Raw genomic sequence first — 12,099 nt, 5'->3', positions numbered from 1 at the left:
GTGGCCGATTGCCGCGCAGTGGTCAGCGACAACCGACCGCTGACGGGCGCGACTGACCGTTGAGCCGGTCCGAGAGCATTCGTCAGCTCTGCTGCACGCGCGCGATGATCCGCTCGCCGATGTCGCTGAGCTGGCCGAGCTGTGCAGGCGTCAGAGCGTCGATGAAGTACCTGCGGACGGTGTCGACGTGCCCCGGCGCGGCGGCCCTGAGCACGTCGTGGCCGGCGTCGGTGAGCTGGGCGAGCTGGCCGCGCCGGTCCGTCAGACAGTCGGCGCGCTCGACCCAGCCGCGCTCTTCGAGCCGGGCCACCGCATGCGACAGTCGGCTGCGCGACGAGCGGGTCAAGTCGGCGAGCTCGCTCATTCGCAAGGAGCGGTCTTCGGCCTCAGACAGCCGCACGAGGATCTCGTAGTAGGCATGCGGCAAGTCCGCGTCGTGTTGCAGCTGCCGGTCGAGCACGTCGAGGAGCACTTTGCTCGACTCGAGATAACGCCGCCATGTTCGCTGCTCGTCGGGTGTCAGCCACCGCGTCGCCATGCCCGAAGCGTACATTGTTGAGAGTTCAAGTATTTCGCGTTGTGAGCCCCTGCGGTGAGCGGCCGCTGGGCGGCGTCGGGGTCAGCGGGGAAATCTCCCCACTAGCTGGAAGAAATTTCCAAGGCGTTACGACCGATTTGGCCAGGGTAAAACCTGAGTCAACACACGCACCAAGGAGGATGCACATGCACATCATCGGTCTCATCATCACGCTCGCCGTGGTCGGGCTGCTCGCCGGAGCGCTCGCCAGGCTGCTGGTCCCGGGTCGCGACCCGATGGGCATCGGCGCCACGATGCTGCTCGGCATCGTTGGCTCGTTCGTCGGCGGGTTTCTCGCCTACGTGCTGTTCCACAAGGACAAGTCGGACGGGTTCTTCCAGCCGTCTGGGCTGATCGGCTCGATCATCGGCGCCGTCATCGCACTGCTGATCTACCGCGCCGTGCACAGCAACTCGCACAGCGGGCGCGGCCTGCGCGTGTGACGTCCCTGCGCATGTGAGCGCAGGCAACCGCCACGAAGCCCCCGCCCACACTCCGGGCGGGGGCTTCGCCTTGCCGGTATTCGATCCCGGCCGTCCCTAGACTCGCCTCATGAGTGACAGCACCGTCCGCGCGCTTCTGCTCGAGCAGATCCATCCCGACGCGGAGGAGATCCTGCACTCGGCCGGCTTCGTCGTGGAACGCGTCGACCGCGCGCTCGACGAGGACGAACTCGTGTCCCGTATGCGCGACGTCACCCTGCTGGGCATCCGGTCGAAGACCCAGGTGACGCGGCGCGTGCTCGACGCGGCGCCGAGGCTCGTCGCGATCGGCGCCTTCTGCATCGGCACCAACCAGATCGACCTCGTGGCCGCGAGCGAGGCGGGCGTGACGGTCTTCAACGCGCCGTTCTCCAACACCCGCTCGGTGGTCGAGCTCGCGATCGCCGAGATCATCGCGATGACCCGCCGGCTGACCGAGAAGAACGCGCTGATGCATGCCGGGGTGTGGGACAAGTCGGCCGACGGCGCTCACGAGGTCCGCGGCCGGACGCTCGGCATCGTCGGCTACGGCAACATCGGCACCCAGCTGTCGGTGCTCGCCGAGGGTCTGGGCATGCGAGTGCTGTTCTTCGACACCGCCGACCGGCTGGCGCTCGGCAACGCCCGACGCAGCCTGTCACTGAAGGAGCTGCTCGCCGAGTCCGACGTCGTCACCCTGCACGTGGACGGCCGGGCGGCGAACGAGAACTTCTTCGGCGACGCGGACTTCGCCACCATGCGGCCCGGGTCGCTGTTTCTCAACCTGTCCCGCGGGTTCGTCGTCGACTACGCCGCGTTGCGCGCGCACATCGAGCGCGGCCACGTCGCCGGCGCGGCGGTGGACGTGTTCCCGGTCGAGCCGAAGGGCCGGGGCGACGAGTTCGTCTCCGAGCTGCGCGGACTGCCGAACGTCATCCTCACCCCGCATATCGGCGGGTCGACGGAGGAGGCGCAGCAGGACATCGGGCGCTTCGTGGCCGGCAAGTTCCGCGACTTCGTGCGGGACGGCTCGACCGCGATGAGCGTGAATGTCCCATCGCTCGCGCTGCCGCGTCCGGAGGGGACGCTGCGGCTGATCCTGCTGCACCGCAACGTGCCGGGCGTGCTCGCCCGGGTGAACGGGCTGCTGGCCGAGCACGGGGTCAACGTCGAGGCGCAGTTGCTGGGCACCCGCGGCGACTTCGGCTACGTCGTCACCGACAGCGCCAGCGGCGTCACCCAGACGATCGTCGACGAGATCCGCGGCATGCCCGAGACCGTGCGCCTGCGCGTGATCTTCTAGCCGGCTCACCACGTGACGAGCTCCTTCGACAGTGGTCACTTACGCGCTCAGTGGTCAGCTACCAGCGACCACTGAGCCCGTAAGTGACCACTGTCGGGGCCGCCCGGTGTCAGGTCGCCGTCGTCACGGCACGCGCGACACGGTAGCCAACACCACATGGTTGCGCGCGCTTGCCGGAAGCTACCCGCGGGTAATATCCTCGTTGTTACTGGCGGGTAACCCGCCACTGGCCACGACGACGGAGAGCACGCCATGGGGCACTTCAAGAGCAACGTCCGCGACATCGAGTTCAACTTGTTCGAGGTGTTCGGAACCGACAAGCTGCTTGAGAAGGCGCCGTTCGACGATCTCGACGTCGACACCGCCCGAGGGATGATCGAAGAGGTCGCGAAGCTCGCTGAGGGCCCGCTGGCCGCGTCGTTCGTCGACGCCGACCGGAACCCGCCGGTCTTCGACCCGGACACCAACTCCGTGACGGTTCCCGAGTCGCTCAAGAAGTCCTACAAGACGCTGTACGACAGCGAGTGGTGGCGGCTGGAGACGATCCCGGAACTCGGCGGCCAGCTCGTCCCGCGCGCCCTCGTATGGGCCGTCGCGGAGCAGGTGCTGGGCTCGAACCCGGCCCTGCACATGTATCTGGCCGGCGCGCCGTTCGCCGGCATCCTGTGGAAGAACGGCAACGACACGCAGAAGAAGGTCGCCCAGCAGATGGTCGACCATGGCTGGGGCGCCACGATGGTGCTGACCGAGCCCGACGCAGGCTCCGACGTCGGCGCCGGGCGCACCAAGGCCGTCGCGCAGTCCGACGGCTCGTGGCACCTCGAAGGCGTCAAGCGGTTCATCACCTCGGCCGAGCACGACATGGCCGACAACATCATCCACTTGGTGCTGGCCCGTCCTGAGGGTGCCGGCGCGGGCACCAAGGGGCTGTCGCTGTTCGTGGTGCCGAAGTTCCACTTCGACCCGGACACCGGCGAGATCGGCGAGCGCAACGGCGCCTACGTCACCAACGTCGAGCACAAGATGGGCCTCAAGGCCTCGACGACCTGCGAGCTGCGCTTCGGCGAGAACCCGGACGTCCCGGCCAAGGGCTGGCTCGTCGGCGACGTGCACAACGGCATCGCGCAGATGTTCCAGGTCATCGAGCACGCCCGGATGATGGTGGGCACGAAGGCCATCGCGACGCTGTCCACCGGGTACCTCAACGCGCTGGAGTTCGCCAAGACTCGCATCCAGTCCGCGGACCTCACCCAGGCGGCGAACAAGGCCGCCCCGCGCGTGGCGATCATCAACCACCCGGACGTCCGGCGCAGCCTGATGCTGAACAAGGCCTACGCCGAGGGCATGCGGGCGCTCGTCTACTACACCGCGTCCGCGCAGGACCGGATCATCGTCGGCGAGCACGAGGGCGCCGACACGACGCTGGACGAGGCGATCAACGACCTGCTGCTGCCGATCGTGAAGGGCGCGGGCTCCGAGCGCAGCTACGACCAGCTCGCCCAGGCGCTGCAGACCTTCGGCGGTTCGGGTTACCTGCAGGACTACCCGCTCGAGCAGTACATCCGCGACGCCAAGATCGACACACTCTACGAGGGCACCACGGCCATTCAGGGTCAGGACTTCTTCTTCCGCAAGATCGTCCGCAACAAGGGGGCGGCGCTCGGCGCGCTGTCGGCCGAGATCACCGGCTTCCTCGAGTCGATCGCGGACGAGGGCCGGTTGAAGGAGGAGAGCGCCGCGCTGCAGAAGGCGCTCGAGGACTTCGGCGGGATCATCGGCGCGATGTTCAGCCAGCTGATGAGCGGCCAGGAGGACGTCACCAACGTCTACAAGGTCGGCCAGAACGCCACCCGCGCGCTCTTGTCGGCCGGCGACCTGATGGTCGGCTACCTATTGCTGCGGCAGGCGTCGGTCGCGCTCGAGCGGCTGGACGGCAATGGCCTCTCGGCCGCCGACCGGGCGTTCTACGCCGGCAAGCCCGCTGTCGCCCGGTCCTTCGCCACCACCGTCCTGCCCGAGCTGTCGGCCCGCCGCGCGGTCGCCGAGGCCATGGACAACTCGCTGATGGACGTTGCCGAAGAGTCCTTCTGACGCACGCGCGAGTAGCGCTGGCGCTCACGCGAGCGAGGTGAGCGCAGCCTCGTCCAGGCCGGCCAGCTGCTCGATCTCGTGCTCGTCGAGCGCGCCGCAGCGCAGGCCGCGTAGCAGGAAGCCGGCGAGCGCACGCGCTGTCGCCGGCTCGTCCAGCACGCCGCGCTCGACCCGGTCGAGGTAGCCGCGCAACCGTCCGGCCGCAGTCGGCAGCCCGTCCTGGAAGAACGCGAACGTGGCGGCGAAGCGGGTCGGCAGCTGCGCCGGGTGCAGATCCCAGCCCTGATAGAGCCCGCGCTCGAGCGAGCGGCGGACGAGGCGGGCGTGCAGCGCCCAGGCCGAGCGCACGGCGTTCCGCGAGCCGGTGGGCACGACGTTGGTCGAGCCGTCGGACACCGGGATGCCGGTGCCGGCCGCGGCGACCTGCAGCACGTCCTTCGCGTGGTCGGCCACCGGGTGCTCGAGGGACTGGTACGCGGCGGCGACGCCCAGCGCAGCGCTGTAGTCGTACGTGCCGTAGTGCAGTCCGGCGCACCGGCCGGCGCTCGCGCCGATCATCCGGGCGATCAGCGCCGTGCCGTCCGGGCCGAGCACTGCCTGCGGCGCCTCGATCTGCAACTCGAAGCGAACCCGGCGCAGCGAGTACGTCGACTCGAGCGCCGCGCAGAGCTCGACCATCGCCTCGACCTGGCGCACCGACGTCACCTTCGGCAGCGTGACCCGAAAGCCGTCGGGCAACGCGCCGTGGCCGAGCAGGGTCTCGAGGAAGACGTCCAGAGTCCGCACCGCGCGCCGGCGGGTGGCCGGCTCCAGCGACTTGACCCGGATGCCGACGAAGCGGGTCTGGTCTGCGGTCCGGGCGAGCGCAGTGGCCGCGTCTCGCGCCGCCACGTCCTCCTCGGCGTCGTCCCGGACGCCGTAGCCGTCTTCGAAATCGATGCGCAGATCCTCGATCGGCTCGGTCGCGAGCTTGTCCCGCACCCGGCTTTCCAGCGCGTCGGCTCGGGTGGCGTCCCCGACCGGCAGCGGCCCGTGCTCGTCGAGCGCGCCGATCGCCGCGCTGCGCCACTCGCGGACGGTGTGCGCGCCGAAGCGGTCGGCCGGCACGTAGACGGTGTGCACCGGCTGGCGGGCCGGCGCCGAGCCAGGGTAACGCCGGGCGCGCTCCGCGTCGTCCGCGGCGAGCAGCGTGTCCAGCCGGTCGCCGAACGACGGGTCGAGCATCAGTCGATGAGCGGGTAGGCGGCGAGGGTCAGGAAGTCGACGAACTCGTCGTCGAGGGCGACCTGCGCGAACAGCCGGCGCGCGTCGTCGGCGTGCGGGCCGGCTAACGGCTCGGCCGCGACGAGTTCACGGACCCGCCCGGCGGTGACCGGCTCGCCGGTGTCGAGGTGGACGCCGCCGTGCACCCACTGCCAGACCTGCGACCGGGAGATCTCCGCGGTGGCGGCGTCCTCCATCAGGTTGTCGATCGCCGCCGCGCCGTTGCCGGCCAGCCACGACACGAGGTAGCGCAGCCCCACGCTGACGTTGGCCTGCAGCCCGGCGGCGGTCGGCGGCGCCACGGTGGCGCGCAGATCCAGTAGCCCGTCCGCGTCTGGATGGACGTCCTCGCGGCCGCGGTCCAGCTGGTTGGGACGCTCGCCGAGCGCGGCGTCGAAGATCTCGCGGCACAGCGGGACGAGGTCCGGGTGCGCGACCCACGAGCCGTCGAAGCCGTCGTCGGCCTCGCGCTGCTTGTCCTCGCGCACCTTGGCCAGCGCGCGTTCGGTGACCTCCGGGTCGCGGCGCGACGGGATGAACGCCGCCATCCCGCCCATCGCGAAGGCGCCGTGGGCGTGGCAGGTGCGCACCAGCTGCTCGGTGTAGGACCGCATGAACGGCGCGGTCATCGTGACCGCCGCCCGGTCGGGCAGCACGAAGTCCGGCCCGGCGTCGCGGAAATACTTGATCATGCTGAACAGGTAGTCCCAGCGTCCGGCGTTCAGTCCGGACGCGTGCTCGCGCAGCTCGTAGAGGATCTCGGCCATCTCGAACGCCGCCGGAATCGTCTCGATGAGCACGGTCGCCCGTACCGTGCCGTGTGGTATGCCAAGCTCGGCCTCGGCGTGGGTGAACACGTCGTTCCAGAGGCGCGCTTCGAGATGGCTCTCCATCTTCGGCAGGTAGAAGTAGGGGCCGGATCCGCTGTCCAGCAGCGCGCGGGCGTTGTGGAAGAAGTGCAGGCCGAAGTCGACAAGCGCGCCGACCGACGGCTCGCCGTCGACGAGCACATGCCGCTCATCCAGGTGCCAACCCCGCGGCCGGACGACGATGGTGGCCAGCGGCGCGTCGTCGCGCAGGCGGTAGACGCGACCATCCGGATTCTCGAAAGAGGCGTCCCCGCGTACCGCGTCGCGCAGGTTCACCTGGCCGGCGACGACGTTGCGCCAGTGCGGGGTGTTCGCGTCCTCGAGGTCGGCGAGCCAGACCTTCGCGCCCGAGTTCAAGGCATTGATCATCATCTTGCGCTCGGTGGGGCCGGTGATCTCGACCCGGCGGTCGACGAGGTCCGGCGGCGCCGGCGCGACCTGCCAGTCGCCGTCGCGGATCGCGGCGGTCTCCGGCAGAAAGCCGAGCCGGCCGGTGCGCGCGACCTCGGCCCGTCGTTCGGCGCGCCGGCGCAACAGCTCCGCCCGAACGCTTGCGAAGCGGCGGTGCAGGCCGGCGAGGAAGTCCAGCGCCGCTTCGGTCAGCACCTCCTCGCCGCGCTCGATCTGCGGCCCTTCGACGATCACGCTCATCCTCGGCTCCTCACGCGTAGAACTCGCCTGCGTCGACAGCGGCCAATTGGTCGTCCGGCAGGAGTTCCGTCCAGCGCCGCGCCACCTTCTCGCGCGCGTCGGCGGCGACGTCGCCCAGCAGCCGCAGCCGGGAGATGCCGCCGTCCGGGTAGACGTCGAGCCGCACGCGGCGGACCGCGGGCGCCGGCGCCAGCCGGAAGCGGTGCTCGGTGTCCGCGAGCAGCCGGGTGCGCGGCAGCAGCGGGTCGCCGGTGTCGGCGTCGGACAGCGCCGCCTCGCCGGGCGCGTTGCCCACGAAGCGCGACGTGTCGATCACCGCCGCACGCAGCACGCCCGGGGCGGCAAGGCGGACGATCAGCCAGTCGTTGCCGTCGTCGCGGCGCCGCGCGGTCTCCCAACCGTCCGACATGACCTGCGCGACGCCCGGCGACAGCACATTCGCCGGCGAGCTGTAGAACATGTTGCTGCAGTCCTCGACCAGTCCGCCGTTGGCCAGCGCGGCGAGGTCCGGCCGGCCGCCGAGCCGGCGCGGGTCGGGCACGACCTCGCCGAACACCCGCAACCGGGCGACGCCGCCGTCCGGATGGATGGTCAGCCGGACGTGCGTCGCGAGGGTGTCAGCGCCGCTGACGGCGCCGAGGTTCGAGGCGTCGCCGGTCAGCGGCGCCCGCTCGACCAGCGTCGTCCAGACCGCCGCCGACACCTGCTCCGGGCCCGGGTAGCCGAGCACCGTCGCCGCCGCGACCGACGCGAACGGCGGGTAGTTGCCGCGGAAATGCGTCGTGTCGACGTCGACGCCGCGCACGATCGCCGGGACCGCCAGCCGGATGATCACCCAGTCGCCGCCGGCAGAACCGTCCGCCGAACCGGCGGCTGATCCGGCGGCCAGCAGTTCGGCGCCGCGGCGGCGGCGGGTCTCCCAGCCGTCGTATACCTTGCCGCGCGGCGCGTAGGCCAGCGGGTCGTGCCCAGCTGGCGCTGGCGAGATCAGGTTCAGCGAGTCGGCGTAGAACTCGTCGTTGACCGCGAGCACGGTCGCGCCGAGCGCCCTGCTGGCGACGTCGGGCAGCAGCCGGAAGTCCGTCGTCATGGCGTGTCCGCTCCTTCGCCGGTCGCCGCAGCGCTCGATCGCCGGACCAACCGGCCGGTGCGCGGCGCCGCAGGATCGTCGAGCGGCACCGGGACGCCAGCCAACCACGTCTGCTCGACGACCCCACGCAGCGTCTGCCCGGCGTACGGGCTGATCGGGTTGCGGTGCCGCAGCCGCGACGCGTCGACGACGAAGCTGCGATCGGGCGCGAAGACGACGAGGTCGGCCCGGCAGCCGGGGGCGATCGCGCCGCGCCCGTCGAGGCCGGCGAGGCGCGCCGGGGCAGCCGCCATCCATTCGACGAGCTCGCCGAGGCCGACGCCGCGCTCGCGGGCGGCGGTCCACATCACCGGCAGCCCGAGCTGGACGGACGCGATGCCGCCCCACGCCTCGCCGAAGTCGCCGGTGTCGAGCTTCTTCGCAGCGATCGTGCACGGCGAGTGGTCGGACACCACGCAGTCGAGCACGCCGTCGGCGAGTCCCGCCCACAGCGCGTCGGCGTTGGCGGCGTCGCGGATGGGCGGGCAGCACTTGAATTGCGTCGCGCCTTCGGGCACGTCGTCGGCGCGCAGCGTCAGGTAGTGCGGACAGGTCTCGGCGGTGATCGGCAGCCCCTCGGCCTGCGCGGCGCGCACCACCGGGAGCGTCGCCGCGCTGGACAGATGCACCACGTGGGCCCGGCAGCCGGTCCGGCGCGCCGCGTCGACGAGCGCTACGACGGCCCGCCGCTCGGCCTCGGGGGGTCGGGACGCGACGAAGTCGCGGTAGTCACGCCCGTGCGGCGCCGGGGCGGCGTCGATCACCGCGCCGTCCTCGGCGTGCGCGATCAGCAGGCCGCCGAAGCCGGCGATCGTCTGCATCGCCAGCGCCAGCTGCGCCGGGTCGAGCGGCGGGAACTCGTCCACGCCGGATGGCAGCAGGAAGCATTTGAAGCCGACGACGCCCTCGGCGTGCAATCCGGCCAGCTCGCCGGCGTTGCCCGGCACGGCGCCGCCCCAGAACGCGACGTCGACGGCGAGCTGCCCAGCGGCCGCCGCGCGCTTGACCGCCAAGGCGTCGACGTCGATCGTCGGCGGAATGCTGTTCAGCGGCATGTCGACGATCGTCGTGACCCCGCCTGCGGCGGCCGCGGCGGTCGCCGTCGCGAAGCCCTCCCACTCGGTGCGGCCGGGCTCGTTGACGTGCACGTGCGTGTCCACCAGGCCGGGCAGCAGCACCTGGTCGGCGCGCAGCTCGACGACCTCCGCCGAGCCGGGGTCGGCGTGCCCGGTGACGTCGGCGATCAGCCCGCCGCGCAGGACCACGCAGCCGGCCCGCTCGCCGGCCGGCGTCACGATCCGCTCGGCGCGCAACACCGTCGCGCTGGGTTCGGCCTCCATAGCTCAGGCGATCGTGGCACAGGCGTGTTTCCGCGCCGCGGCGGCCGTCCGGCCATAGGTTTGGCGGCGTGACCGAGCCGGTGCTGGACGTGGCCGCGTTCGACGCCCTGCCTGCCGACGTGGCGGGCGACCTGCTGCGCCCGGCGTGCGCCAGCGCCGCGTGGCTGGCCGCGGTTGTCGCGCGCCGGCCGTACGCCGACGTGCACGAGCTCTGGGCCGCCTCGGACGAGGTGCTGTCAGCGCTGCCGTGGACGGAGATCGAGCAGGCGATGGCGGCGCACGCGCGGATCGGCGAGCGGGCCGGCGGCGCGGAGCGAGAGGCGGCGTGGTCGCGCGAGGAGCAGGCCGGCGCGGCGACCTCCGGGACGGACTCGGCTGCCGCGTTGCACCGCGGCAACCTCGCCTACGAACGCCGGTTCGGGCACGTCTTCCTGATCTGCGCGACGGGCCGGTCCGCGGAGCAGCTGCTCGCCGCGTTGCACGAGCGCCTGGACAACGACGCGGACACCGAGCAGCACGTCGTGCGCACCGAGCTGGCCGCGATCGTCCGGCTGCGGATCGCCCGTGTGCTCGCGTGAGCACCCCCGCGCCGTCCGCTTCTCCTGGTTCCGTGCGGTCCGATTTCGGCCCAGAAATGAGCACCACGGAACTACGAGAAGCAGGCAGGTGACGCAATCAGCATCTCGACGCATGTGCTCGACGCGGTGGCTGGACGTCCCGCGGCGGCGGTGCCGGTCGTGCTGGATCGCCGCTCCGACACCGGCTGGACGGAGGTCGCTCGCCGGGCCACTGACGCCGACGGCCGGGTCGCCGATCTCGCCGCTGACGCCGCGGCTGGTGACTATCGGCTGCGCTTCGACGTGGAGCGGCACTTCGCCGGCGAGACGTTCTATCCCGAGGTCGTCGTGGTGTTCCGGATCGTCGACGCCGCCGCGCACCACCACGTCCCGCTGCTGCTCAGCCCGTTCGCATACTCGACCTATCGCGGATCCTGAAACCGGATCCGGAAACCGGTTCGAAATCGGGCCGCGCGACAGTGTCGGCCGAACCGCTGAGAGGATCTTCGGATGCCGACGATCGTGCTGGACGGCTGCGCGGTCGCGACGGTCGACGCCGCCGGCGCCGAGCACGCGTACGGGCACGTCGTGCTGCGCGACGGCCGGATCGCCGCGGTCGGCGCGGGGCCGGCGCCGGCGGTCGACAACGCCGAGCGCCTCGACGCGAGCGGCCTGCTGGCCACGCCCGGGCTGGTGAACAGCCACCACCACCTCTATCAGTGGATCACCCGCGGCTACGCCACCGATGACACGCTGTTCGGCTGGCTGACGACGCTCTATCCGATCTGGGCCCGCCTGACGCCGGAGCTCGTACACGCCGCCGCGTCGGCCAACCTGGCCTGGCTGGCGCTCACCGGCGCCACGACGACGACCGACCACCACTACGTCTTCCCGGCCGGCGCAGGCGACCTGCTCGAGGCCGAGATCCTCGCGGCGCGCTCGATCGGCGTCCGGTTCCATCCGGGTCGCGGCTCGATGAACCTGGGCGAGTCGCAGGGCGGCCTGCCGCCGGACTCGGTGGTCGAGACGCACGACGCCGCGCTCGCCGCGACCGCGGACGCGATCGACCGCTGGCACGACCCTGCGCCCGATGCGATGACCCGGATCGCGGTGGCGCCGTGCTCGCCGTTCTCGGTCACCGCCGAGCTCATGCGCGACAGCGCCGCGCTGGCCCGCGAGCGCGGCGTCCGGCTGCACACGCACCTCGCCGAGACGCTCGACGAGGAGCGGTTCTGCCTCGAGACGTTCGGCCGCACGCCGGCCCAGTACGCGGAGGATCTCGGCTGGCTGGCCGACGACGTCTGGCTCGCGCACTGCGTGCACCTGTCCGGCGACGCGGTCGCCCGCTTCGCCGCGACGGGAACCGGGGTCGCGCACTGCCCGACGTCCAACGGCCGGCTCGGCTCGGGCATCGCGCCGGTGCGCGGCCTGCTCGACGCCGGAGCGCCGGTCGGGCTGGGCGTCGACGGCGCGGCGTCCAACGAGTCCGGCCGGATGGTCGACGAGTTGCACCAGGCGCTGCTCGCGGCCCGCTATCGCGGCGGCCCGCAGGCGCTGACCGCCCGCGAGGCCTTGCGAATGGCGACCATCGGCGGCGCCCGCTGCCTCGGCCGAGGCAGCGAGTTGGGCTCCCTGGAGGTCGGCAAGCTGGCCGACGTCGCGCTGTGGCGCGTCGCCGATCTGCCCGGCGCCGGGGTCGCCGACCCGGTCACCGAACTCGTCTTCGGCGCGGCGACGGTGGCGCACCTGTTCGTCGGCGGCGCCCCGGTCGTGCGCGACGGCGTCCTCACCACCGCCGATGAGAGCGAGCTGGCCGCCGCCGCCGGCGCGGCCAGCGCGGTCATCGCCCGCGGTTGAC

11 protein-coding genes are annotated in these 12,099 nt (G+C 71.7%); 6 read left to right on the top strand and 5 right to left on the bottom strand.

Annotation, left to right across the window (positions count from 1 at the left end; genetic code table 11):
* Positions 1 to 82 precede the first annotated feature (82 nt).
* A complete protein-coding gene (locus tag ACFFBG_RS08885; protein ID WP_375477758.1) occupies positions 83 to 538 on the bottom strand; it encodes a MarR family winged helix-turn-helix transcriptional regulator in 456 nt (151 codons plus the stop codon).
* A 185-nt stretch (positions 539 to 723) separates the two neighbouring features.
* Here ACFFBG_RS08885 and ACFFBG_RS08880 point away from each other — a divergent pair, with 185 nt between their 5' ends.
* The 3 genes from ACFFBG_RS08880 to ACFFBG_RS08870 all read left to right on the top strand — a co-directional run bounded on the left by ACFFBG_RS08880 (position 724) and on the right by ACFFBG_RS08870 (position 4,432).
* Positions 724 to 1,020, top strand: a complete 297-nt coding sequence (locus ACFFBG_RS08880) for a GlsB/YeaQ/YmgE family stress response membrane protein (protein WP_375477756.1) — start codon at positions 724 to 726, stop codon at positions 1,018 to 1,020.
* A 109-nt stretch (positions 1,021 to 1,129) separates the two neighbouring features.
* Complete coding sequence (serA, locus tag ACFFBG_RS08875; RefSeq protein ID WP_375477754.1) at positions 1,130 to 2,341, top strand: phosphoglycerate dehydrogenase; 1,212 nt, start codon at positions 1,130 to 1,132, stop codon at positions 2,339 to 2,341.
* A 252-nt stretch (positions 2,342 to 2,593) separates the two neighbouring features.
* Complete coding sequence (locus ACFFBG_RS08870; RefSeq protein WP_375477752.1) at positions 2,594 to 4,432, top strand: acyl-CoA dehydrogenase; 1,839 nt, start codon at positions 2,594 to 2,596, stop codon at positions 4,430 to 4,432.
* A gap of 24 nt (positions 4,433 to 4,456) precedes the next feature.
* On the opposite strand, the gene ACFFBG_RS08865 is transcribed toward ACFFBG_RS08870, so the two are convergent.
* From ACFFBG_RS08865 to allB, 4 genes are read right to left on the bottom strand one after another with little or no spacing between them, the layout of a single operon-like run.
* A complete protein-coding gene (locus ACFFBG_RS08865; RefSeq protein ID WP_375477750.1) occupies positions 4,457 to 5,656 on the bottom strand; it encodes a DUF6986 family protein in 1,200 nt (399 codons plus the stop codon).
* A complete protein-coding gene (gene aceB, locus ACFFBG_RS08860) occupies positions 5,656 to 7,215 on the bottom strand; it encodes a malate synthase A (protein WP_375477748.1) in 1,560 nt (519 codons plus the stop codon). Before aceB ends, ACFFBG_RS08865 begins: the two co-directional genes overlap by 1 nt.
* Before the next feature lie 10 nt (positions 7,216 to 7,225).
* The gene (gene alc, locus ACFFBG_RS08855) at positions 7,226 to 8,305 is read right to left on the bottom strand and encodes an allantoicase (protein WP_375477746.1); all 1,080 of its coding nucleotides are present in this window, start codon (positions 8,303 to 8,305) and stop codon (positions 7,226 to 7,228) included.
* On the bottom strand, positions 8,302 to 9,684 hold the full coding sequence (gene allB / locus ACFFBG_RS08850) for an allantoinase AllB (RefSeq protein ID WP_375477744.1): 1,383 nt from the start codon (positions 9,682 to 9,684) through the stop codon (positions 8,302 to 8,304). The genes alc and allB overlap by 4 nt, the downstream gene beginning before the upstream one ends.
* Before the next feature lie 68 nt (positions 9,685 to 9,752).
* Here allB and uraD point away from each other — a divergent pair, with 68 nt between their 5' ends.
* The 3 genes from uraD (at position 9,753) to ACFFBG_RS08835 (ending at position 12,098) form a co-directional block, all read left to right on the top strand.
* Positions 9,753 to 10,262, top strand: a complete 510-nt coding sequence (gene uraD, locus ACFFBG_RS08845) for a 2-oxo-4-hydroxy-4-carboxy-5-ureidoimidazoline decarboxylase (RefSeq protein WP_375477742.1) — start codon at positions 9,753 to 9,755, stop codon at positions 10,260 to 10,262.
* 96 nt (positions 10,263 to 10,358) lie between these two features.
* The gene (uraH, locus tag ACFFBG_RS08840; protein WP_375478163.1) at positions 10,359 to 10,679 is read left to right on the top strand and encodes a hydroxyisourate hydrolase; all 321 of its coding nucleotides are present in this window, start codon (positions 10,359 to 10,361) and stop codon (positions 10,677 to 10,679) included.
* A 72-nt stretch (positions 10,680 to 10,751) separates the two neighbouring features.
* On the top strand, positions 10,752 to 12,098 hold the full coding sequence (locus ACFFBG_RS08835) for an 8-oxoguanine deaminase (protein WP_375477740.1): 1,347 nt from the start codon (positions 10,752 to 10,754) through the stop codon (positions 12,096 to 12,098).
* The last annotated feature ends 1 nt before the right edge of the window (position 12,099 follow it).

The sequence above is a fragment of the uncultured Jatrophihabitans sp. genome, assembly GCF_964251945.1.
In the GTDB taxonomy this organism is placed as follows: domain Bacteria; phylum Actinomycetota; class Actinomycetes; order Mycobacteriales; family Jatrophihabitantaceae; genus Jatrophihabitans.
Note: the sequence above shows the minus strand (reverse complement) of the source record. Positions and strands in the feature narration are given on the sequence as shown.